19 protein-coding genes are annotated in these 22,856 nt (G+C 48.7%); 10 read left to right on the plus strand and 9 right to left on the minus strand.

The window, feature by feature from the left end; genetic code table 11:
- Nucleotides 1–170 precede the first annotated feature (170 nt).
- From QUB11_RS06265 to QUB11_RS06285, 5 genes are all read right to left on the minus strand, one after another.
- Nucleotides 171–413, minus strand: coding sequence for a DUF5837 family cyanobactin class RiPP (locus QUB11_RS06265; protein WP_445300757.1), 243 nt, complete (start codon nucleotides 411–413; stop codon nucleotides 171–173).
- Nucleotides 414–532: 119 nt separating this feature from the next.
- On the minus strand, nucleotides 533–2,863 hold the full coding sequence (locus QUB11_RS06270) for a TOMM precursor leader peptide-binding protein (protein ID WP_333201617.1): 2,331 nt from the start codon (nucleotides 2,861–2,863) through the stop codon (nucleotides 533–535).
- Between the two features lie 49 nt (nucleotides 2,864–2,912).
- Nucleotides 2,913–3,677, minus strand: a complete 765-nt coding sequence (locus QUB11_RS06275) for a cyanobactin biosynthesis PatC/TenC/TruC family protein (protein WP_333201619.1) — start codon at nucleotides 3,675–3,677, stop codon at nucleotides 2,913–2,915.
- A 27-nt stretch (nucleotides 3,678–3,704) separates the two neighbouring features.
- Complete coding sequence (locus QUB11_RS06280) at nucleotides 3,705–3,956, minus strand: cyanobactin biosynthesis system PatB/AcyB/McaB family protein (RefSeq protein WP_333201621.1); 252 nt, start codon at nucleotides 3,954–3,956, stop codon at nucleotides 3,705–3,707.
- A gap of 96 nt (nucleotides 3,957–4,052) precedes the next feature.
- Entirely contained in the window at nucleotides 4,053–6,047 is a 1,995-nt protein-coding gene (locus QUB11_RS06285) for a PatA/PatG family cyanobactin maturation protease (protein ID WP_333201623.1), read from the minus strand.
- A 686-nt stretch (nucleotides 6,048–6,733) separates the two neighbouring features.
- Between QUB11_RS06285 and QUB11_RS06290 the strand changes: the two genes are divergently transcribed.
- Nucleotides 6,734–8,944, plus strand: coding sequence for a peptidase domain-containing ABC transporter (locus tag QUB11_RS06290; protein WP_333201625.1), 2,211 nt, complete (start codon nucleotides 6,734–6,736; stop codon nucleotides 8,942–8,944).
- Nucleotides 8,945–9,259: 315 nt separating this feature from the next.
- Here QUB11_RS06290 and QUB11_RS06295 read toward each other — a convergent pair whose 3' ends face one another.
- A complete protein-coding gene (locus tag QUB11_RS06295; RefSeq protein WP_333201627.1) occupies nucleotides 9,260–9,652 on the minus strand; it encodes a Fur family transcriptional regulator in 393 nt (130 codons plus the stop codon).
- Between the two features lie 143 nt (nucleotides 9,653–9,795).
- On the opposite strand from QUB11_RS06295, the gene purS reads away from it, so the two are divergent.
- From purS to QUB11_RS06325, 6 genes are all read left to right on the plus strand, one after another.
- Nucleotides 9,796–10,080, plus strand: a complete 285-nt coding sequence (gene purS, locus QUB11_RS06300; RefSeq protein WP_333042010.1) for a phosphoribosylformylglycinamidine synthase subunit PurS — start codon at nucleotides 9,796–9,798, stop codon at nucleotides 10,078–10,080.
- Nucleotides 10,081–10,371: 291 nt separating this feature from the next.
- A complete protein-coding gene (purQ, locus tag QUB11_RS06305) occupies nucleotides 10,372–11,073 on the plus strand; it encodes a phosphoribosylformylglycinamidine synthase subunit PurQ (RefSeq protein WP_333201630.1) in 702 nt (233 codons plus the stop codon).
- A gap of 338 nt (nucleotides 11,074–11,411) precedes the next feature.
- Nucleotides 11,412–12,215, plus strand: coding sequence for a DUF4058 family protein (locus QUB11_RS06310; protein ID WP_333201644.1), 804 nt, complete (start codon nucleotides 11,412–11,414; stop codon nucleotides 12,213–12,215).
- A gap of 249 nt (nucleotides 12,216–12,464) precedes the next feature.
- A complete protein-coding gene (locus QUB11_RS06315) occupies nucleotides 12,465–14,510 on the plus strand; it encodes an ATP-binding protein (RefSeq protein ID WP_333256556.1) in 2,046 nt (681 codons plus the stop codon).
- Complete coding sequence (locus QUB11_RS06320) at nucleotides 14,503–16,707, plus strand: hypothetical protein (protein WP_333390032.1); 2,205 nt, start codon at nucleotides 14,503–14,505, stop codon at nucleotides 16,705–16,707. The genes QUB11_RS06315 and QUB11_RS06320 overlap by 8 nt, the downstream gene beginning before the upstream one ends.
- Nucleotides 16,708–16,819: 112 nt before the next feature.
- The gene (locus QUB11_RS06325; protein ID WP_333201635.1) at nucleotides 16,820–16,981 is read left to right on the plus strand and encodes a hypothetical protein; all 162 of its coding nucleotides are present in this window, start codon (nucleotides 16,820–16,822) and stop codon (nucleotides 16,979–16,981) included.
- Between the two features lie 344 nt (nucleotides 16,982–17,325).
- Here the strand turns inward: QUB11_RS06325 and QUB11_RS06330 are convergent, their stop codons facing one another.
- Nucleotides 17,326–18,249 carry a M23 family metallopeptidase gene (locus QUB11_RS06330; protein WP_333390034.1) on the minus strand — a complete coding sequence of 308 codons (924 nt, stop codon included), beginning with the start codon at nucleotides 18,247–18,249 and terminating at the stop codon, nucleotides 17,326–17,328.
- A 304-nt stretch (nucleotides 18,250–18,553) separates the two neighbouring features.
- Here QUB11_RS06330 and QUB11_RS06335 point away from each other — a divergent pair, with 304 nt between their 5' ends.
- Nucleotides 18,554–19,774, plus strand: a complete 1,221-nt coding sequence (locus QUB11_RS06335; protein WP_333055483.1) for an HhoA/HhoB/HtrA family serine endopeptidase — start codon at nucleotides 18,554–18,556, stop codon at nucleotides 19,772–19,774.
- Nucleotides 19,775–20,099: 325 nt separating this feature from the next.
- Here QUB11_RS06335 and QUB11_RS06340 read toward each other — a convergent pair whose 3' ends face one another.
- Entirely contained in the window at nucleotides 20,100–20,447 is a 348-nt protein-coding gene (locus tag QUB11_RS06340) for a DUF760 domain-containing protein (protein ID WP_015177249.1), read from the minus strand.
- 42 nt (nucleotides 20,448–20,489) lie between these two features.
- Nucleotides 20,490–21,005: an SMC-Scp complex subunit ScpB gene (scpB, locus tag QUB11_RS06345; RefSeq protein ID WP_333055484.1), complete on the minus strand. Its 516-nt coding sequence runs from the start codon at nucleotides 21,003–21,005 to the stop codon at nucleotides 20,490–20,492.
- A 309-nt stretch (nucleotides 21,006–21,314) separates the two neighbouring features.
- On the opposite strand from scpB, the gene QUB11_RS06350 reads away from it, so the two are divergent.
- Together QUB11_RS06350 and QUB11_RS06355 are read left to right on the plus strand one after the other, a co-directional pair.
- Nucleotides 21,315–21,722 carry a hypothetical protein gene (locus tag QUB11_RS06350; protein WP_333390036.1) on the plus strand — a complete coding sequence of 136 codons (408 nt, stop codon included), beginning with the start codon at nucleotides 21,315–21,317 and terminating at the stop codon, nucleotides 21,720–21,722.
- Nucleotides 21,723–21,892: 170 nt separating this feature from the next.
- Nucleotides 21,893–22,111: a hypothetical protein gene (locus tag QUB11_RS06355; RefSeq protein WP_333390038.1), complete on the plus strand. Its 219-nt coding sequence runs from the start codon at nucleotides 21,893–21,895 to the stop codon at nucleotides 22,109–22,111.
- Nucleotides 22,112–22,856: the final 745 nt, after the last annotated feature.

Raw genomic sequence — 22,856 nt, forward strand, 5'->3', positions numbered from 1 at the left:
GAACACCAGACTTTGAAAATAACGTCTACTGTGCAAGCATTGTTAGCCCCGTTTTTAGCTCAGAGCCCAGCTTTTCTTCGTTTCGATGCATAGGATAATTAATCCTAATGTTACCGAACTTAGAAGATCAAGATGGCATCGCTCGCTGGCGATGACTAAATCAGAGGCATTTAGGCATCATCACCGTCGTAGGAGCAGACGGGGACGCAGACGCAGGGCATGCACTGAGACGCGCCCACACCGTCGTCATAGGAGCAGATTACGAAGCACTGGGACGCACCCACACCATTACCACCGAGAGATTCCTCAGAGAGTTCAGCCAGGTGGCTGGGGAGTTTACCGTTGGTGCTGCGGAGTACGGGCTTGCCCTGGTGGGGCAGGATGTTCTTCTTGTTCATGAGAATAATCCTCATTGTGTTGTTTGGCGTATTGACCCGTTGGGGTGGGCCAGTCCCCTTCTTCGTAAGAAGAAGCTTAGTCGGGCGACATCCGGTACGTAGCGACTACCCATCGCCCGCAAACTTTAAAAAACTTAAAACGGCATCGGCGTGGGGTTCATCTGAGCCTCAGCGAGCGGTTCATCTCGCCACCCCAGCTTCACCGGCACATCATAGAGCCGCCCTGCCCCAAAGCGCGACCAAAAATGCCGCATTCCTGGCACTGTCACCTTGACCACATTCAAACCAATGTCCGGTCGGGTTTGATCCACCACCAAGGTCTCCAGTCCCGCTTGTTGGGCAATGTCTACGCAGGTGAGGACATCGGCGTAAATATCATCACTCCAACGCTTGGGGTAATCCTGGGCTGTTTTGAGGGGTTGTGTGGCATCAGGGACAAGGTAGGGATGATCCGCCAGCTTCGCAGTGAGTAACCAATCCGTTGCGTCGCTTTTCAGGTTCTCGTCTGGCACTTTGTCCAGTTCCAAGCCAATTTGGTTAACCTCTGTGAGGGTGCGGATGATGGCAATAGTGGGGTCGAGGTGCGCCCCAAAGCCGAGAATCAATCGTTCCGAGCTTCCCGTTTTCCGATTCGACACCCCGACAAAAGCTGGAATGCCTAAGTCTGTTGTCAAATCCAGCACCCATAATTCTCGGTCATTTTCCCGGTAGAACTGCTGCAACTGGACAAAATACGGCTCATCAAAGCTCGTCAAGTCCACCGCCGGACGCCTCAAGCGGTTGTACCACCACAGCGCCACACCGTCGCGCTCCACCAGTTCCATAAACCCTTGCAGAATGGCTTCTTCGAGGGTGTTCCCGGCAGCATTACCGTTGGAATCTCCCCGGCTGAAGCGATGATCTTGGGGCAAGGGATAGTGGTAGTAGCACATCGCCGTAGGCAGATACTTATGGGTCTGCTCTGTTAACGACCACACCGGAGTCCAGTCAATGGCTTGACTCGCATCAAACCGCTGGGGAATCCAATCGTGAGCCGCCGTTGCTTGCGCGTTCAAGCTCTCCCGGTTGGCATACTGCGCCTCGCTAAAGTACAAACACTGTTCTGGATGAATCGCCAAGTCTCCCAGTTCCGCCAAGGTTGCCCGTTTACGAGGTTCGTCCCCTTGAAAGATGCCAGAATAGCGCTCCACTGCTTCACACAAGCCACTCGCCCGCGATTGGCTATCGGTCTTACCCTTGCCCGAACTCTTGTGTTTCAGGGTATTGCGTAGACCCCGTAAGGAGGTAGCACTGCCGAAGCTATGCCCCGCCCGGTAGGTATGTACCAACGGATTAGCCGGATCGGTAATCCGCACCAGTTCCGTCACCACGCCCGTCACTGGACTGATCAAGTGCTGATATTTCTGCACCGTGTGTTCTGGAGTGGTGGCGCGATGACCGCCATCACGGGTGAACTGCTTGCGCCGCGATTCTAGCTTTAGCGGTTCAAACCCTCGCCGCTGCAAAATTCCCGAGTCCCCACAGGTCGGACATTGCGGCCGCTTAATCAAGATATGGCTTTTCAAGTCCAGAATTGTCTGGTTGAAGGTGATAACCTTGCCGTCGAGGGTGGGGAAGCGTGCCGTTCCCGGTGCAGTGGCATTGACGTGTTGCTTGACAATCCACTTGGCAATCTCAGTCGCGGCGAACTGTAACCCCGTTTGCAGGGTCGAAGGCAGCGTCGCCCGTGCTGTGGGCAAGCAGCCTAATACACTCCCGTTTTGACCATTGCGCTGCTGTTGGGCTTGTTTTTGCCGCAACACCGACGACTCAACTTCGCGGTTGCCCCCCAGCCGATGAGCCAGACAGCCCCAACACCCTGTCTTTCCGGGAACAAACACTGGGCCCAACCAGAGGACACTGCCCACAGGCTTGACGAGCAGCCAAGTTTGTTGGCGCTCCAGAGCCTGCTTGTTGATGGTGGCTAGTTCCGGCTGCAAATAGTCATCGGTCAAGACGATGTTGAGCGCCGCCTCCGAACCCGCGTCTGTGGGGTTTTGCACCGGAATGCCCATGTCCCGCAGGGCAGTTGCGAGGGCAGCAACGGTTACTTCACTGATGTTATCGCCCACCGCTGTCAGCGTGACCGGCTGCTGTAGCCCCTCGGCTGCTACGGGGGGTGCAATCCCTAACTCGCTCCAAAATGCTGCGACTTCCGAGGATAGTTCCGGGGCAACCTCGGTGAGGTAGCCTTTCTCTGCGAGGCGATCGAGTACATAGTCGATGTATTCTTCTGGGACTTCCCCACCCAGCTTTTCGACAATCTGCTCCCGGGTATATTGCCCATCCAAGAGGGGCACAATTTGGCAGTAGAGTTGCCCGGTGAGGGCGTGGTTGCTCTGTTCGCCAAGGAGGTAGACTTGCTTTGGCTCGATCGCCTCAACATGAAAGTGCGGCTTAATTTGGAGGAGTGTGGTGGATTGCATAGAGCGAACAGTCAGTCATTAAGTGGACGATAACAAGACAGGCTAGGGATTAGGACCAGATGCGGCCCCGGCGGAAGGGTTTAGGGTGTCTCTTTGACTCCTTGGCTTGCTTCTTGGCGTAGTCGCACCAGTAGGCATAATCTTGCAGCCCGGTCTGGGAAGTGGGCACGTAAGACTTTTTCTCTTCAAGGGTGGAGGAGACATCCGAGGGTTTTACTTCTGTTTTCTCCTTAGCCACCGTTTCCTTTTTCTCGTTAGCCATAGTTTCCTTAGTTTCCTTAGTTTCCTTGGGTGTTTGGGGTGTTTGGAGGGTTTGCCGTTGCTGGGGAACCACAACCCCCTCTAGCTTGAGGTAGTCGATCCGGTGTGCCCCATCTCCCAACCCACGATCTGTGGTCAGGGTCAGGGTATGTTGCCCAGCGCTGAGGGCTGGCAAGGGAATCTGGGTTTTGGTTGGCTTGCCTGACCCGACCCCGACGAGTTCGGTCACTGGCTCACCATCAACCCACAGGGTGTCAACTTGAGATCCAAAAAAGTTGTAAAAGAGCGTAAGTTCGCCTGTGCTGTAGCTTTGGGCAAGAGTGAATTGGATATTCAGTTTGTCGGTGGAAAAAAGCTGCTTTCCTTTGCTCTTTGGTTTGGTCTTGCGACCGGGAACCACGAGCAACGATGGCATTTGGGGCTGGTTAATCGGGTCTGGATCTGACCCAACAACGTAGGTAAATTCCTCTTGCCAGCCACCTACCTGCGAAAACTCCTGACCTCCTTTACCAGCTTGACCAATTTGCCATAGGGTTTCAGTTTGCTGAGGCATCGTGATTAGGGGCTTATCAGTGGCCCGTTAATAAAATCGTCCCATGCCCCCAAAGCCGCCCCAGCCCTGGCTGGCTGAACTCGGGCTGACACTAGAGTGCATCACTTGGTTGAAACTACGGTTGGCATAGGCTGAAGGATCGTTATAGTTAGCGCCATGGAGCAGATCCATCCGAATATGCACCAAATCCTCGGTAAGACCATCTTCCACATCCACGCACAGCGCAGGCTGGATGAAATGAGGCCGTTTGACGGGGGGAGACAATACAGGAAGTCGCATGGTTAAGGATTCTCCGTATGGATAGGGTGAACAAATCTAGATGTCTTGGCGAGAGTCCATTTTGTTGTGGAACTCTCACCGCAATTGTATTGCCCTTTAATACGGTGAAGACCAAGAACGAACTTCGCCCAATGTGACCGGAATCAGATCGCTGACATCAATGGTGAAGCGGAAAATCTTCTTGGCACGGCGGCTGTTTTCAGGGTCGAAGAACTTCAACTTCACATCCCAGCAGTCGCTATCCATGCGACAGAAGGGGCTTTTCTCAACAGTAATGCTGTCGAGTTCCATGCCGACGGCAACCGCTTGGCTGAAGGTTTGGGCGGCTTGGAAGGCGTTGGTGACGGAGAAGTTGAGGGCGCGGTCTTGGGAAGTGGTTCCCAAGTTGCGGAGGTCGTAGTAGATGCGGTTGAGGAAGCCATCTAAGGTGTTGCGGATGCGGTCTTCATCAGCAGTGCCGTCTTCAGCTTGAACCGCTGCCATCGCCGCTCTCACCAAGCTGTTGACTTTCCAACCGTAGATGCCGCGGGTGCTTTGGGGTTCAATTACCGGGATAACTTGACCGGAGAAGAGCTTGACTTTGCGCCCGGTCAAGATGCCGGGGATGCTGACGCGCTCAACGTATTCGGCATCGTTTTCGGGTTGGATTTGACCGGATAGCAGTTCGTGGAGGGCGCGGTAGGACTCGGCTCCGAAGGGACCCGTGGGGTCGATCGCATAGACTGGAGTCAATTCAATGTTGAGTGTCCAAATGAGCGATCGGGCCTCAGAAATATTGTCGCCCAGGTAGTCCACCATCTGGCGGGCGTCGTAGGGGTTCGCGGGCACCATCACCCCTCCCCCTATGTCAAACGGTGGCATCAGTTGCTTGAACGAGTCCCGGCGGGCTTCGCTCCCGAAGTCATAGCCGAGGGTTCCTAGGGCATAAACAATCTGACCGAGATCGGGAAGTTCGCTGGGGGCTTGGCTGGCGGTGACGGAGTTAGCAGTTATGTTGGGCATCATTTGTTGTTGGGTTACAGATGTAGGAAACGATTGCATCAAGTTTTGCAAGTTAGGGGTGTTGCTAGGGACAGCCTCAGCCGCTCCTGGCTTGGCGGCAGCAGCAACCAAGCTAGGAGCCGGTTGCCCTTGATTAGCCATCGCTTCACTGGCGTTGGTTAAGCCGCCATCACAACCGCAGCCTGCGGCTTCTACTTCTGATGCACCCACCGATGCGAAATTCTCAGCCATTTTTCCTCCTTTTCTTAATAACGTTATGGCTCCAGAGATGTTCAGTCTGCCCGCGAGACACCGACGGGTTTCTTCTGGCAAGTCAGGATCGCAGGGTAAGGCACTCTGCAACAACACTTGACGAATTTTGTGGGGGTCGGGGGTTTCTCCCTGCTCCCGCTGAAGACTCAGCAGCACGGCTGCTACACCTGAGACAATCGGAGTGGCGAAGCTCGTACCGCTCAGGCGGTCGGTGCCACCACCGGGTTTAGCTCCCAGGATGTCCTTGCCTGGGGCAAGGATGCCTTGGTCTTTGTAGGCTTCGCCCCAGTTGCTAAAGTCCAAGGGTTTGCCATTAGCATCCATCGCGCCTACTGCTAGCACAGAGGGCAAGGCAGCGGGTACGTGCAAGCAATCGCAACTATTGTTGCCAGCGGCAGCGACGAGCAAGACGTTGTTCTCTCGGCACAGACGAACGGCATTCTGTAACCAGCCATCGGCCTCGCCAAAGTCGGTTAGTTGTCCCCCACTCAGGTTGATAACATTGGCGCCGGCATTGACTGCTTGCTCGATCCCCCTAGCCAAATCTAGCTGGGAAGTTCTGAGGCGATCGTCGGCGAAGACAGGGACAATTATTCCCTTACATTTGGGAGCTATCCCCTCCACCGGACTGCCCGGTTGCCCAAAGATAATGCTGGCAACGTGGGTTCCGTGGGTGGACATATTGCCACCGACCTGGGCCTGGGCTTTAACCAAGGTGGGAAGAAACGTTAAGTCGGCGCCTTGGAAGCAAAGATGATTTTGGTCAACAGGACCATCCAAAACGGCGATACAAATACTACTATCTCCCTGGGAGAGCGTACTTAATGTATCTAGCATTTAAACGTATTCCAAACACTAATCAGCATAGAGTAGTTTTTTTACACCTATTGATAGATACGTGCGTTTTTACCTTCAAGGTAAACTAGTGGTGCGTATGCTGCCACAAATTTAATTTTTGAAAAGAAAAATTAGGACAATTGGTTTATCCCTAGGAATTAGTTTTAGTGCTGCACAATCTTATGCTTGCCAGACGAGGGAACTTAGGATGACCGAGGATCAATCGTCTAAGTTGGCTAGGTGCTACTTGTGTAGGGCTATACCAAAGCCTTGAATCTATATAAGCATACTGAACAGGACTTATACAATAGACTCTACATATTTCTTATTATTTGGATAGATTTTGTACCAATACGGTTCAGTTAACCCCCACCCCCCTAACCCCCAGGGCTGTTTCATTCTCTTGTAGGGGCTGCCCCCCGTGGCTGCCCCCATGTCTCAAACGCCTGTGAAGTTGTCTGTGGGGGGGTAGGCATTCAGGACACTACAAGAGTCAAAATCGCGATTTTCGTGAGAATGAAACCGCCCTGCCCCTAACCCCCCAGCCCCCTAACCCCCAGGGCTGTTTCATTTAATTCAGTTAGAAAACTGTGAAGAAAGCGAGCACCCATAATTTTATGGGTGCTTTTTGCTGATTGGCCAGGCGGCGGTGGGTATTGTTCTTTAGGCTCTACTCATTTGAAAAAATGCTAAAAAATATCCCATTTTTCCCAGGAATACCATTCTATGGAAAAACAAATAATTCTCTGAAATATCAGGTTGTTCTCCAGCAGAGCGAAGAAGATTGCGGTGCAGCTTGTCTGGCTTCGATCGCCAAATTTTACGGACAGAACTTTACAATTAGTCGCTTGCGAGAATTGGTCGGTACCGGCCAGCAAGGAACGACTTTACTGGGCTTGAAACAAGGCGGTGAGGCGATCGGCTTTAATGCTCGATCGGTGCGAGCAGCGGCTGCTATTTTAGACAAGCTCGATGATGCCCCTCTACCGATGATTATTCACTGGAGCGGCTATCACTGGGTTGTTTTGTACGGCAAAAAGGGCAACAAATATGCGATCGGCGATCCAGCCGTCGGTATGCGCTATGTTTCTAAAGCAGAATTAGCAGCAGCTTGGACAGATTGGCTGTGCTTGCTAGTAGAACCCGATGCGGAGCGGTTTTTTGCAGCAGCAGAGGGTCAACCGCCCGCTAATTCCTTACAAAAATGGATGCGCCGGATTGGGATTTATCGCCCGATTTTAATGGAAGCATTTTTGCTGAATATGGTGTTGGGTTTGCTGTCGATTTCTTCGCCTTTTCTAGTTCAACTGCTCACCGACGACATCCTGGTGCGGGGCGACAGACAACTCCTGGCGAGTGTGGCGATCGCAGTTATAGTTATGAACCTTTTTAGCAGCAGTTTAGGATTGGTAGAGTCGAACTTAATTGCTCAGTTTTCCCAGCGTTTAGAATTGGGATTGGTGATGGAATTCGCGCGCAAATTCCTGCGATTGCCTTTGAGCTTTTACGAAACCAGACGCAGTGGCGAAATCGTCAGTAGATTACAAGATATCCAAGAAATCAATAAATTAGTTTCTCAAGTCGCTATCAGCTTGCCTAGTCAATTTTTTATCGCTGTAGTTTCTTTTATTTTTATGTTATTTTACAGCAAGGAACTGACTTTAGCAGCTACAGCTATAGCTCTGTTAATGACTGCCTCTACAGTGGTATTTCTGCCCGTATTGCAGCAAAAAACGCGCAGTTTATTTGTGCTGGAAGCAGAAACTCAAGGCGTTTTAGTAGAAACTTTTAAAGGCGCGCTGACTGTCAAAACTACTAGCAGCGGTCAGCAACTTTGGGAAGAATTTCAAACCCGCTTCGGTCGCTTAGCAAAGCTCACTTTCCGCACTACACAAATTGGCATTCTCAACAATATATTTTCTGGTTTTGTTGCCTCTGCTGGCAGCATTACTCTGCTGTGGCTTGGTAGCGGTTTGGTGATTGACAAGGTATTGAGTATAGGTCAGTTGCTAGCGTTTATTAGCATGAATCAAAACGTTACTACTTGGGTGAATTCGCTAGTAGGATTTACTGATGAGATGACTCGCGTGCAGACAGCTACTCAACGGCTGTCGGAAGTCATCGATGCTGAACCGGAAACTAAAGACGATACGAATAAACCTTTTGTAACTATTCAAGACCGCGACGGTATTGTTTGCAAGAGTGTTAATTTTCACTACCCCGGCAGACTTGACTTGCTGGAAAATTTTTCTGTCACATTTCCCGGCGGTCAAGCAATTGCTTTAATCGGCAATTCCGGCTGCGGAAAAAGTACGCTAGCAAAAGTAATTGCTGGTCTGTACCCGCTGCAATCTGGTAATATTAGAATTGGCGGTTACAACTTACAGGATTTGTCTCTCGACAGTCTCAGACAGCAGGTAGTATTGGTTCCTCAAGAAGCGCATTTTTGGAGCCGTTCGATTATGGAAAATTTTCGATTGGGCAGTCCAGATATCAGCTTTGAACAGATTGTTAAAGTCTGCAAAATTGCGGGGGCGGATGAATTTATCAGCCAATTGCCGGATAAATATCAAACAGTTTTAGGGGAGTTTGGAGCGAATATTTCTGGCGGACAAAGACAAAGATTGGCGATCGCCCGCGCCATTCTCAACAACCCGCCCGTATTGATTTTAGACGAATCTACCGCAGGGCTTGACCCCGCAAGCGAAGCGGAAGTTTTAGAACAGTTGTTGATGTATCGGCACGGGAAAACGACGATTTTTATCAGTCACAGGCCGCGAGTGATCGATCGCGCCGATTGGATTATCATGTTAGAACGCGGCCGGTTGAAAATGCAAGGCTCGGCTGCAAAATTGCGAGCGATTCCAGGAGACCATTTAGAGTTTTTGAATCCTTGAGCTAGTTAATAAAACGACAGGTTGAAATCTGTCGCTACACAAACAAAACCAGCCTGCGCGGTTCGACACCGAGTCAATCGATTTTAGATTTTAGATTTTAGATTTTAGATTGAAGCATTGACCCCACGGATAAATTCGGGGGCTCCTTTATCGGATACAGGTTTTTTATTTCTGGGTCCTGAGTCTGCTTTCGGAATGAATCCGGGGGCTGGTATCCTGGATGCTTTCGGTCAACAGTCAACACTCAACAGTCAACAGTCAACTATCCTTTCTGAGTGCAACCGGAATTGATATCACTCATGACTAATAACTTCTCTAAGATTCTTGAGCCAAAGTACATCGAGCGCACAATCCGAAAAACTCCAAAGTGTGATAATAAATCTTGAAAGAATGAGATTGTTGTAGTTGGCTTTCTAAGTGGTGGACGGGGCATTCGTCGATCGTAATTGACGCGCCACATTCCAGACAAGTTAAGTGATGTTGGTCTTGGTGGGCGGCACCGTAGAGAGATTCGCCACTAGCAAGCGTTCTGACGTGAACGAACCCCTCTCGCTTTAAACCGTCGAGGGAGCGGTAAACTGTTGCTAGGCCCATGCTTTGGTCGCTGTTACGCAGTTCTAAGTAGATATCTTGTGCTGAGAGCGATCGATTCAAGTGCTTGAGCAAGTGTAAAATACGCTCCTGACTGCGGGTGCGGTTGGTTCTCATAATTTTTTTGTGTAATCTGCTAGAGTCAAATCAGTCCCTGTTTCTAGGCTATCTTACTTGGGCGAACCAAAGGGCGATCGGCGCGCTGCTCGGTTGTAGAATACAATGGGGCTAACTTTCACATCACCTACCGCAACATTCCCGTGACTCAGAAATATCTTGCCCAAATCTATGTTACCCTCCGCCCTTCTGTTTTAGATCCCGCCGGCACTGCCGTACAGTCTGGTTTGCAACACATGGGATACGACAATGTTGAGCGCGTGCGTATTGGGAAATACGTTGAATTGACGCTGACTGCTGCTGGTGAGTCGGAGGCCCGCGAACAACTCGATCGCGTTTGCGACCAACTTTTGGCCAATCCAGTGATTGAAAATTATCGCTTTGATTTGACTGAAATTCCTGTTGCTGTGGAGACAGCGGCAGCATAAATGCGATCGTCCCTAGGGTGTTTTTAAACCCGGAGATCCCCCCTAACCCCCCTTAATAAGGGGGGGACAAGAGGTTCTCAAAATCTCTGTTAAAAAGCGGGCACTCGGAACACTCAAAGTCAACCCCTACTCCCCTTTTTAAGGGGGATTTAGGGGGATCGAGACTTCGATACAAGGGAGAAAAACATAAGATTTTAGTCTTATGTTGACACCTCTTCCTTCTTCCTGACATCCGTTACATCCGTTACATAATCCGTTGCCGAACTTCCTTCTTCCTTCTTCCTTCAGCTTATGAAATTTGGAGTTATTGTTTTTCCTGGTTCAAATTGCGATCGCGATGTGGTGTGGGTGACTCAAGGGTTACTCCACCAACCGACGCGGATGATTTGGCACGAAGATACCGATATTTCGGATATTGACATCATTGTAATTCCCGGTGGTTTCAGTTACGGAGATTATTTGCGGTGCGGTGCGATCGCCCGTTTTTCTCCGGCGATGCGGGCTACTGCGGAACACGCGAAACAAGGAAAGCTTGTACTGGGCATCTGCAACGGTTTTCAGGTGTTGACTGAAGCTGGTTTGTTGCCCGGTGCTCTGGTGCGGAATGCGGGATTGAATTTTATTTGCGATCGGGCTTCTTTGAAAGTCGAGCGCGGTAATACTCGTTGGACTGCGGCTTATACTACGGGTGAAATCATCGATTTGCCGATCGCCCACGGCGAAGGCAACTATTATGCCGATGCCGATACTTTAGCAGAACTAGAAGAGCACAAGCAAGTGCTGTTTCGCTACTGTACTCCGGCGGGCAAAATTAGCGATGCTGGCAATCCCAACGGTTCGTTAAATAATATTGCCGGTATTTGTAATCGGGCGGGCAATGTATTAGGAATGATGCCGCATCCTGAGAGGGCTTCCGATCCGATGTTGGGCGAAACTGATGGGGTGAAATTGTTTCAAGGGTTGCTGATGGCAAGTGTTGCTGCTGTTTTGTAGTTGATATTTGGGGTGTCTCTGATTTTATGAACAGGCTTTCCGGCCTGTTCCACAGTAGATTAAATTTGTTGTGGGGAGTAGGGGTTGGGCATCTTGCCCGCCCAAAATCAACAGGCTTTCCGGCCTGTTCCACAACAGATTAAATTCATCTACAAATAGACATCTCCAATAATTACTGTGGAACAGGCAGGATGCCTGTTCTTGACAAGCTTTAACTGGTTCCCAGGCTCCAGCCTGGGAACCTATATCCAGAGGCTCTGCCTCGCTTTAAAGCGACGCACCTACCAAATTAAAAATGCTAAAATGATTTGAAAGTCAATACATCGGAAAACAGTCCTATGCCTTCACCTTTTCCTGGAATGGACCCCTACTTAGAACACCCCGATTTCTGGCAGGAAACTCACAATCGATTGATTATCGCGATCGCTGATACCATCATGCCTCAAATTCGCCCTAAATATGAGGTTGCAATCGACAAACGCATCTATGAAATTACCGATCCAAATGACAGTAACAGCGACTCCCTTTTAGTAGGTATCCCCGATGTGGCGATTAAGCGTCAATCTAATAACCCGAATCTTCCTACAGGTTCAGTTGCCACTTTAAATATAACACTTCCGACTACCGTTAAAGTGCCTGCTCCTGAAAAAATTAAACAGACTTACCTGGAAGTGCGAGAAATGGCAACGAAACAAGTTGTCACCGCAATTGAAATTCTTTCTCCTGTCAACAAACGTAGTGGAGAAGGAAGAATTACTTATCTCAAAAAACGCCAGAGTATTTTAGGTAGCTTAACCAATTTAGTCGAAATCGATTTACTACGAAAATGGGAATCTATGCCCATTCTTAATAATTCTATTCAAAGCGATTATCGGGTTTTGGTCAGTCCCAGTAATCGCCGTCCGTTTGCCGAACTTTATGCTTTTAATCTCCGCGATTCTCTACCTATATTTCCGCTTCCCTTGCGCGAGGAAGATGTAGAACCTATTGTTAATTTCCCAGAAATATTTGCAGGTGTTTACGATCGCGCTGGCTATGATTATCGGATCGACTATAATCAAGAACCCGTACCGTCTCTATCGGAAGAAGATCGGGTTTGGGCTACCCAACTTTTGCAAGAAAAAGAACTTCGAGATAATTAATATTGTCAGCAACAGGCAAGATGCCTGTTCCACAAGAAATTTACTCTTTGTGGAACAGGCATCTTGCGTCAGCAACAGGCAAGATGCCTGTTCCACAAGAAATTTACTCTTTGTGGAACAGGCATCTTGCCTGTTCATGAAAGACTTAGTGAGAATGGTGCATAATGTGGATTTCAACCCCCGACGGACTAAACGGCAGCCGGCAAGATATAATTACTCCTAACTTTTGAAAAGAAAAATATTTATTGTATGCCACTAATGGACTTAGCTAATTTTAAAACTAGGGTAATTGGATGCAGTGCGGTGATGGCTATTGGACAAGTTATTTCAAGTGCGATCGCCAATCCGGCAACTCAAGCAGCAGCGGGTATGATGGGCGGCCCGATCGCACTTGGGGGAGCTTCTATCTTAGCAGCGATTGCTACTGGTATAGCGGGGAATATCGCGGCTAATGACCTCGGAAATCGGTTGACGGAAGGGTTGAGCAAAAATCCGAGGATTCTCGATAATCACGATTTGATTAAGGCGGCGGGTGAGGCGATCGGCTATATTTTGAGAGAGGTTGCGAAGTCCGATCGCCTAATTGCGATCGCCGAAACCAAAAATTTGCCTTATCCAGAAACAGCACTCAGTCAATTAGCAGAGAAAACTCCTGAATACTGGCTGGATATTAACACGAATACAGCCGACTTGTCAAGGGGTTTAAATATTTCCGAAGACCAGCTAACCAAGATTTTTTCTGCGGAGGCCGAGGAGTTCGATCGAGTTACCGGATTGACAACGGCAGATTGGGCAAGTTTCGTCAACGAATTCGCCGCCAGCGAGGGCAAATCCTTCGATGCGGAAATTGTGGAATTTGTCGCGGAGAAACTGTACGCAACTTTCCCGAAAGCGTACCGCGAAGTGCTGAAACTGGATGCCGCGAAGGGAGGAGAAAAGTTTGCCGCGATGCTGTTGAATCTGCACCAAATTGCTTTGGCACAACTCAAAGATTTGGGGCTGCAAAATGGGGAAATTCTGGACAAATTGGAGGCCGTGGCAACTGGGCAGCAGATTTGTCAAGTGATGGTCAAATTGGAAGCCATAGAAATTGGTATCCGATCCGATTTGGCGCAAGTTCAGAATTTGCTGGAACGATTTGTTGATACTTCCGCGCCCCGATTGCCGCTTCCCTACGAGTGCGAAACGATTATTCAAGACCGCACTCAAGACTTTACCGGCCGCCAATTTGTCTTTGAAGCCATTATCGAATTCTTGCAGAAAAATCCCAAAGGATATTTTGTTTTAGAAGCCGATCCGGGTGTCGGCAAAAGTTCAATTATGGCAAAGTTAGTGCTGCTGATGAAGCGGCGCTGTGTTGTCCATTTTAACTCGCAATCTCAAGGCACGGTTAAGGCAAAGCAATTTCTGGAAAATGCCTGCACTCAGTTAATTCAAGCCTTTAAACTGGATTACCCAAAATTGCCAGAAAATGCGACTACAGATGGCAATTTTCTCAGTCGATTGTTGGGGGAAGTCAGTGCTAAACTGGGCGGAAAAAAGTTAGTTTTTATTGTGGATGCCCTGGATGAAGTAGATCGGAGCGATCATGGGCGTGGCAGCAATGTCCTCTATTTGCCTGATGCTTTGCCGGATAATGTTTATTTTATTGTCTCGAAGCGACCGGAATCTCTGCCTTTGCCAAATCATCAGGTTTTTGATTTGATGCAGTACAGTGCAGAAAGTTTGGCGGATGTCAAGCTTTATATTGACAAACGCACCAGCAACAGCGCGTCAATTCAGAGTTGGATTAACCGTCAAAATTTGCAGCGAGAACAGTTTGTGGCGGCGGTAGCTGAAAAAAGCCAGAATAACTTTATGTACCTGCGCTATGTGCTGAATGATATCGATAGCGGCAAGTACAGCGATGTGAATTTGCAAGATTTGCCGAGGGAGTTGGAAGGATATTATGAGAAGCACTGGGCGCGCATGGAAATGGCGGTTAGAGATAAAGAATTGCGCCGCCGGAAGTTGAAGGTGATTTATTTGTTGACTAAAACTCGTAAGCCTGTTTCCTGCGATATTTTGGCGGATTTTGCTGAGGAAGATGCTTTAGATTTGCAAGAAGTTCTGGATGATTGGGAACAGTTTCTGCGCCGTAGCAGCGACACTCCGCCAGATTACAGTATCTATCACGCGAGTTTCCAAAGATTTCTGCATCGTAAGGATGTAGTGCAGAAAGCTGGGGTTTCGCTGCGGGATATCGAAGCGGCGATTTCTGATAATTTGTGGGAGGATTTGTACGGCGATGAGTAAGTTTAAAGAACGGTTGGGGAAACTGTCGCCGAAAAAGCGGCTTTATGCTTTGGAAACTCTGCCGGGGCATTTGGCAGAGAGTGTTCAAGGGGAACGGCTGCATCAATTGTTGACGGATTTTGATTTTATTGAGGCGAAGCTGGATGCGTTGGGGGTTCAAGCGTTAATTGAGGATTACGATTTGGCGAGAGTTTCTGATGTTCTGTTGTCGGAGGGGCAAACTGAAACTCTGAAGTTGATTCAAGGGGCAATTCGCAAGTCGGCGCACGTTTTGGAATTGGATAAAACGCAACTGGTAGAGCATTTGTGGGGGAGGTTGGTGGATTTTGAAATGCCTGAGATTCGGGGGATGTTGGAACAGGCAAAGCAGTGGAAAGATAGTCCTTGGCTGCGGCCTTTGAGGGCTAGTTTAGAGCGATCGGGAGAAGGGTGTCTGCGAACCCTCACCGGTCATACTGACTCGGTAAATGCAGTGGCGATCGCACCAGACGGCCTCACGGCGATTTCCGCTTCACGGAATAACACCCTGAAAATCTGGGACACCAAGACAGGCACCGAACTGCGAACCCTCACCGGTCATACTGGCGGGGTAAATGCAGTGGCGATCGCGCCAGACGGTAAAACAGCGATTTCCGCTTCATCGGATAAAACCCTGAAAATCTGGGACACCGAGACAGGCCGGGAACTGAAAACTCTCACGGGTCATAGTTCCGGGGTAAATGCAGTAGCGATCGCACCAGACGGTAAAACAGCGATTTCGGATTCCGATGGTACAACCCTGAAAATCTGGGACACCGAGACAGGCCGGGAACTGAAAACTCTCACGGGTCATAGTTCCGGGGTAAGTGCAGTGGCGATCGCACCCGACGGCCTCACGGCGATTTCCGGTTCATCGGACCTGAAAATCTGGGACACCAAGACAGGCACCGAACTGCGAACCCTCACCGGTCATAACTATGCGGTAACAGCAGTGGCGATCGCACCAGACGGTAAAACAGCGATTTCTGCTTCATACGATAAAACCCTGAAAATCTGGGACACCGAGACAGGCACCGAACTGCGAACCCTCACCGGTCATAGTAGCTATGTAACAGCAGTGGCGATCGCACCAGACGGTAAAACAGCGATTTCTGCTTCATACGATAAAACCCTGAAAATCTGGGACACCGAGACAGGTATCGAACTGAGAACCCTGACCGGTCATACTGGCGAGGTAAATGCAGTGGCGATCGCACCAGACGGTAAAACAGCGATTTCTGCTTCATACGATAAAACCCTGAAAATCTGGGACACCAAGACAGGCACCGAACTGCGAACCCTCACCGGTCATACTGACTCGGTAAATGCAGTGGCGATCGCACCAGACGGCCTCACGGCGATTTCCGCTTCACGGGATAACACCCTGAAAATCTGGGACACCGAGACAGGTATCGAACTTAGAACCCTCACCGGTCATACTAGCTTCGTAAATGCAGTGGCGATCGCACCAGACGGTAAAACAGCGATTTCCGCTTCATTGAATCAAATCCTGAAAATCTGGGACACCGAGACAGGCACCGAACTTAGAACTCTCACGGGTCATAGTAACTCGGTAATAGCAGTGGCGATCGCACCAGACGGCAAAACAGCGATTTCTACTTCATGGGATCAAATCCTGAAAATTTGGGATACAGACTGGGGTTGGGAACTGAAAACTCTCACCGGTCATACTGGCCCGGTAACAGGAGTGGCGATCGCACCAGACGGTAAAACAGCGATTTCCGGTTCAGAGGATGACACCCTGAAAATCTGGGACACCGAGACAGGCATCGAACTTAGAACCCTCATCGGTCATACTGACTTCGTAAAAGCAGTGGCGATCGCACCAGACGGCCTCACGGCGATTTCCGCTTCATCGGATAAAACCCTGAAAATCTGGGACACAGACAGTGGCAGGGAACTGAAAACTCTCACCGGTCATACTCACTGGGTAAATGCAGTGGCGATCGCACCCAACGGTAAAACAGCGATTTCCGCTTCATGGGATCATACCCTGAAAATCTGGGATTTGCTCACAGGTAAAGAGATTGCTAGTTTCAGTGGAGATGCTGAGTTTGCTTGCTGTGCGATCGCCCCTGATGGCGTGACAGTTGTAGCGGGCGATCGATCGGGCCGGGTGCATTTCCTGCGATTGGAGGGAGTTAGCGACGGGCGATAATCCAAGAAACCGGGTTTTTGCCCGAATCTGTGGGTTGTAGCGAAGTATTTCGGAAAAAACCCGGTTTCTGGGGCCCCGCCGATCCAAGAAACCGGGTTTTTGTCCGAATCTGTTGGTTGTAACGAAGTATTTCGGTAAAAACCCGGTTTCTGGGGCCCCGCGATCGGGTTTTTTGTGGAGGTGCGATCGACTTTTTGGGAAACGGGCGATCGAATTTGAGAGAAATGTGCGATCGGGCAATAAGGATCGCGAATTAAATAACTTACAATTTTAATTATTATTGTGGGATGGGCGTCCCGCCCATCCCACAAACTTGTGGAAGTTATTTAATTCTCATTCCTAAGTAGTTAACCAATAAGTGATTAATAGGAACCAGATTAGTGCGATCGTTACTTGTTTCTGAAATTCTATCAGGTTCAAAAACATTGTGAGTAAAATCAACGGGTTTTTCATCATTTGTTTTTGTAACTGAGTCTGGTCAAATGTTGGTAACATATTTTTTGGGATAGGCAAACGTGTAACAATTCTGCTGCCTATCTTTTTTTACCACCACACAGATCAATCCTTACCCCCTCTGGATTTAGGGCGGGTTGTCACCCCCCCAGCACACTAACAATCCTATTTTTTAATAGTCGCTTGCAAATAAAGCAACGGGTCTTCAGCAACCCAACCCAAACCCGAATTGTACCGAACTTCAAAATGCAAATGAGATGGCGTAATGTCCCGTTTTCCCGTCGTCCCCACAGTTCCCAAAACTTCTCCAGACTGCACTTTTTGACCGACTTTTACCGCAATATCTTTCAAATGAGCGTAGCGCGTTTGCTTCCCCGCTTCATGGTTCACCACCACTAAATTCCCGTAATCCCCCTGCGGCCCGGCAAAGGCGACAGTCCCCTCGCCCGCCGCCAAAACCTGCGTACCCTCCGACGCCAAAAAATCTACGCCGCTGTGGAAAAAAAATTCGCGCCGCGCCGGATGCAATTGCCGCCCGTAACCCAAAGCTTCCACTGCTGGGGCGGGCAGCGGAAATCCTTGCACCGATGGCGTTGCATCGGGATTGATAGAAGGCCCGATCGACCTATTCACCGCTGGCACAAACACCGTTTTCCCCAAAGGCCTGCACCCGTTCGCCTCAAATAGCAAATCTGCGGGCACTTTGTAAGCTTCGGCCACTTTTTGCCAATTCCAGCCTGCAGGCACTTCTACCTCGATGCCACTGTACGGAGGAATGACGATCGCACTTCCAGCAGATACTTCACCGCCCCGCAACGTCGGATTTATCCCGATCAGCGCCGCAGGAATCACATTGTACTGCCGCGCGATGCTTTCTATTGTCTCGCCCTGGGCCACAGTGTGGCGACGCAACCGAGACATAGCCGGACTCGGGCAATCGCGGGCGGGGTCGGGGTTTTCTACAGGTGTACCTAAAGGAAGATTTGCAGGTGGGATTTCGGTATTTGCCGCCGTTTTCTCAACGGGTGCGATCGACCAAATTAGTGCAAAAATCAGCGGAAATAAGCGTTTAAAAGTCATTATGTACATAAAAAAGTATTCATTTCGGACAGTTGACAATTTTAAAATCCTGTAAAATTGCATATTTACAAGCTCTAGCCACCCCCCAGACTGTAAATCCCAGGCTAAGCCAAGTTAGGATGAGAATTATTAGTTTGATTCGCTCTTGGCAAATCCGGCAAAATTGCCTGTGATGCCGATGGGCGCCTGCCTGTTAACAGCTATGTTCTTGAGGAAGCGGTACGCCCCGCCCCGCTTCCTTCCCGTCGCCAAGACAAAAATGCTTGATTCGGAACCTGTCTGCGGGGATGAGGTATTTAGCGGGAGTTATTAAATGAGTTTATCTTTTAAGCAAGCGACCCTTTATGTGACTCTGCTGTCAATCGGCGGAGGTATGGGATGGTTGGGAAATCGCTATCTGCAAGGCTCAAACAATCTGGAAACCGGATTGGTTTTGCCAGTAGTACGCCAGCAAATCCCCCCGTATCCCTCTCCTTCAGTTCAGGAAAATCGGGCAGTCGATCGCAGCAATCCCAATTTTATTGCTGAAGCAGCGGAAAAAGTCGGCCCGGCTGTAGTGCGGATTGACGCATCAAGCAAGGTGGCGAATCAAGTGCCGGAAGCATTCAAAAATCCTTTGTTTCGTCGGTTTTTTGGGGAGAATTTGCCACAGCCGGAAGAACGAGTCAAGAGAGGTACCGGTTCCGGGTTTATTCTCACTTCTGACGGCCGCATCGTTACTAATGCTCACGTTGTCTCCGGGACTGATACTGTTAAGGTGACGCTCAAAGACGGCCGCGAGTTTGAGGGTAAGGTGCAGGGAGTCGATCCGCTGACGGATGTGGCTGTGGTTAAGATTAATGCTAAGGAACTGCCGCAGGTGGCTTTGGGTCGATCGGACAATATTGTACCGGGACAGTGGGCGATCGCGATCGGCAATCCTTTAGGTCTCGACAATACCGTGACTGTGGGCATTATCAGCGCTACGGGTCGATCGAGTTCCCAAGTCGGCATCCCCGACAAGCGAGTCCGCTTCATCCAAACCGATGCTGCCATCAACCCCGGCAATTCTGGTGGCCCGCTGCTGAATGACCAAGGCGAAGTAATTGGCATCAATACCGCTATCCGCGCGGACGCTCAAGGCTTGGGATTTGCAATTCCGATCGAAACCGCCAAACGAGTTTCCGATCAGCTATTCGCCAAAGGTAAAGCCGAACATCCCTATCTCGGCATTCAAATGGTCAGCTTGACTGCCGCCACCAAGGCAGAACTCAACAAACAGCTCGATAATAATAAAATTACCCTCGATCAAGGCGTAGCCGTGGCGCGAGTCGTGGAAAATTCCCCCGCTCAAAAAGCAGACTTGCGTCCCGGAGATGTCATTCAAAAAGTTGACGGAATTGCGGTTAACACTCCCGGTGACGTGCAAGAACGGGTGGAAAACACGGTTGTGGGCAAAGAACTCGAACTGGAAATTAACCGTTTGGGTCAAGTTCAGAATATTAAAGTACGTCCGGGTGCTTTTCCCCTATCGGGTAGCTCCGCCGGTGGGTAATACCATTTTCGATTTTCGATTTTCGATTTTCGATTTTCGATTAAATAATTAAGAATGACTTACTGCATAAGGATTTGGAGCTTATCAGCAGTTGCATTCTTTTTTTAAATTGGTATTAGTTGCAAGGGTGGAGGATGGAAGATGAATCTGATGCTTTATAGTCCTAGAAGCAGTAACCGGGTTTTTTTACCAAAAGCCTCGGTGTAGCGCGAGGGATAGCCGGTTAACAGCCCGGTTTCTTAATTCCCTGTGCCTCCATGATTCAGGATTATGGATTTTTCTGAACAACTTTCATCTTTCTTGCTTCCCCAACCCGTTGATTTTTTTACTTGTCTTTGGGTGAGTTTGGTTTAATCGAGCTGGTGCTTGCTAAATTTTCTTCTAGGTGCATCCTTTGCTCCATTTGCCTCAAAAAATAGCCTGTCATCATCGCTGAAGCTAGCAAACCTGCTAAGTTTTCGCGATCCGTGGTAATTTCGACGTTAAAATTTTCGGAAGGCAAAACGCCGACAAGTCCTTGAACGTTATGAGAGATTATTTCTCTGATGTCGGGGCTCACAGACTTGGCGACGCGGGCTAGAACCTCCGGGGATTGGTGTTGGAGGTACTTCAGCAGTGGATTGACTGCGGTTTGTTGGGCATTGGATGTGTCAAAGTCAGGGTGAAAAACCATTTGGCGATTCTTAATTTCTGGCTGGTTACATTCTACTTCAAACTACTCGTCATTGCTTGGGTACAAATTTGCCTGAAAGTCAAGTTGCAATTGTTTTGGCAGTTGGTCTACTTGAAAGTACCGATGAAATTTCTCGGTAACTTGTAACCAATATGACCGCCCCTCACTCGGTCGCCGTTTGCGGACGAAACCCATCTCTACAAGTTCCTGCACTTGTTGGTAAGCGCCTGAACCTCGCAAGTTAACTAAGTCTGGCTGAGCGATGCCGCCTTTGAGGGCGATCGCAGCCAGCGTTCGCAAAGCTCCCACACCTAATTCTGGAGGTATTAAAGTTTGCATTAAACTGGCAAACTCTTCTCTGAGTTGCAGGCTGTATCCTGTGGGGGTTTCGACGACTTCTAATGCACTGTCGCGGTGGGACGAGTCAGACATGAGTTCGATGATGGCGTCTTCGGCTTCGGCTCGATCGCACTTGGCAATCTCGGCAATTTCTGCGATCGACACTGGCTGACCTTTTAGGTAAAGTATGGCTTCTATTGTTGTGGCTAAGCGAGTCATTTGGGAATTAGTAACGAGGAATTGGGAGGTTGAAAGAAGAAGGAATAAGCAAAAAAGAAGAAGGAATCAGGAAAACAACAGTTATCCGTATTTCCGTAACTTCCGTGTCGTGAAGAATGAGAGTTAGGAATAAACATTCCCCTTACACAAATTATTAATAGTGTAGGTTAGGTTGAGAAACAAAACCTACACTATTAATTTTCTTTTTTTATATCAATCCGAGACGCAGGAATATATAACGTTTCTAGCTCTCCTGAGCTTATGGTAAAATATATCAACCAATACAGATGACGGGGCTAGAACCGATTTTTGGTAAAAAAATATGGGGTCAGTCTTGTTAAGAAGCCCCATCAGTTAAAAATGTTACCTCAATCATACCAAATTTGTTTCCAACAGCAGCTCAAAAACACCGAATACTTGACTGTGACTATTTTAGTTTTTCTGCTCCCAACCCATAAACAAGTGAGTATTGAGTTATTGGCGAAATTGATGCGATACCCAATCATGTTTGAGAGCGGACGACGTTCTATTCAACGATTTCTCAAGCTACCTCTGCTCAAGATTGAAAAGCTTTGGTTTCCTGTGCTTAAATATATCTGGAGAAGTCAATTTAAAAAGAAACAAGAGTTGAAGGTCGCCATTGATAGAACGCCGTGGCGAGATAAAAATCTGTTGATGATTAGCCTGATTGGGAACAAGAGAGCTTTACCGTTGTAGTAGCAGATATTGCCTTCGCTGTGGCTGTAGCAACCTCCGAGAACAACAAAGCTTAATCTGCCCCATTCTTGGTCTGCTAAAAAATTATAAAATGGTTCTTTTAGGAGAGGCCTGAATTTGCGAGCGTTAAGCTGGCAAGTGGGCTGTGTGAAAAAAACATAAGGTTTGTTTTGAGAGTAAAACAGGGACGCTATATTCAAGAAGAAGGAGAGGAATTTAAGCGGTTGAGTGAGTGTGGTTTAGTAGCAGGTACGAGCTTTTATTTGACAGGAGTTAAAATCAGCAGCAAGGATTGGGCTGTTTTGATGTCGCTGGTTATGGGCAACGAAAATATCGAAATAGTGCCGAAGATGAAGACTGGTATTTACTCACCAATATCGCCAAATTGAAACAAGCTGTAACAGCGTTTAAATGTCGCAGTGGTATCGAAACAATGTTTAAGGACTGTAAAACAGTCGGCTATAATCTTGAAAAGAGTTACCCTTGTGACGACCGCCTCAAAACTTTAATATTATAAAACTTTAATATTTTTAATAGCTTTAGCTTATAGTTGCTGATAGTTGTGCGATTTTACAAGGACACAAGCTCAAGCTTATGGGAATTCAGAAATACATCGGTCGCCTTACTGATTCGATGCGATCGCAACGCCGTCATAGTAGCTTTTGAATTGGATTATACGGTCAATCGTGGCCGCCGCGAAGCGGAGGGAGTAGGGAGGGAGCTTTGCCATGCAACTATTGCGGAATTGATGAAAATTAGACGCAATAAGCTCCCATTCTCTCAGAGAGGTTTGAGGGCTATGTCCTTGATTTTATCAAGCTTTGGACTGTTCTTGTCATCCCGTCAGGAGCTTTTGTTTAAAAGTGGTTGCAGGGATAGAGCTATTTTCGAGCGGCAGTGACGCGGTAAATATATTAGCAACCGGGGCGTTTAACAAGCGAGAAAAGAATAGTATCCCAGTGGTGGCACTGGGTGTTTTGACACTACTAAAAAAAATAAGGGTAAAAAGCCCTGAAGACTGCAGAGAATTAAGTCATCATCATTACCATCAAAGAATAGAGGTCAAGCCCTCGGTCTATTAGTACGCCTCAGCTTCATCCCTCTCAGGACTTCCACTTAACGCCTATCAACGGG

It is taken from the genome of Microcoleus sp. B6-A1, from assembly GCF_036705085.1.
Classification (GTDB): Bacteria; Cyanobacteriota; Cyanobacteriia; order Cyanobacteriales; family Microcoleaceae; genus Microcoleus.

Excerpts from the sequence above, each read along its gene's own strand:
- scpB (WP_333055484.1), bottom strand. The coding sequence starts at position 21,005 with ATGACTCGCTTAGCCACAACAATAGAAGCCATACTTTACCTAAAAGGT.
- QUB11_RS06310 (WP_333201644.1), top strand. The coding sequence starts at position 11,412 with ATGCCTTCACCTTTTCCTGGAATGGACCCCTACTTAGAACACCCCGAT.
- QUB11_RS06280 (WP_333201621.1), bottom strand. The coding sequence starts at position 3,956 with ATGCGACTTCCTGTATTGTCTCCCCCCGTCAAACGGCCTCATTTCATC.
- QUB11_RS06295 (WP_333201627.1), bottom strand. The coding sequence starts at position 9,652 with ATGAGAACCAACCGCACCCGCAGTCAGGAGCGTATTTTACACTTGCTC.
- QUB11_RS06320 (WP_333390032.1), top strand. The coding sequence starts at position 14,503 with ATGAGTAAGTTTAAAGAACGGTTGGGGAAACTGTCGCCGAAAAAGCGG.
- QUB11_RS06290 (WP_333201625.1), top strand. The coding sequence starts at position 6,734 with ATGCTAAAAAATATCCCATTTTTCCCAGGAATACCATTCTATGGAAAA.
- QUB11_RS06315 (WP_333256556.1), top strand. The coding sequence starts at position 12,465 with ATGCCACTAATGGACTTAGCTAATTTTAAAACTAGGGTAATTGGATGC.
- QUB11_RS06285 (WP_333201623.1), bottom strand. The coding sequence starts at position 6,047 with ATGCTAGATACATTAAGTACGCTCTCCCAGGGAGATAGTAGTATTTGT.
- purQ (WP_333201630.1), top strand. The coding sequence starts at position 10,372 with ATGAAATTTGGAGTTATTGTTTTTCCTGGTTCAAATTGCGATCGCGAT.
- QUB11_RS06275 (WP_333201619.1), bottom strand. The coding sequence starts at position 3,677 with ATGCCTCAGCAAACTGAAACCCTATGGCAAATTGGTCAAGCTGGTAAA.
- QUB11_RS06330 (WP_333390034.1), bottom strand. The coding sequence starts at position 18,249 with ATGTACATAATGACTTTTAAACGCTTATTTCCGCTGATTTTTGCACTA.
- QUB11_RS06340 (WP_015177249.1), bottom strand. The coding sequence starts at position 20,447 with ATGGTTTTTCACCCTGACTTTGACACATCCAATGCCCAACAAACCGCA.
- QUB11_RS06335 (WP_333055483.1), top strand. The coding sequence starts at position 18,554 with ATGAGTTTATCTTTTAAGCAAGCGACCCTTTATGTGACTCTGCTGTCA.
- QUB11_RS06265 (WP_445300757.1), bottom strand. The coding sequence starts at position 413 with ATGAGGATTATTCTCATGAACAAGAAGAACATCCTGCCCCACCAGGGC.
- QUB11_RS06270 (WP_333201617.1), bottom strand. The coding sequence starts at position 2,863 with ATGCAATCCACCACACTCCTCCAAATTAAGCCGCACTTTCATGTTGAG.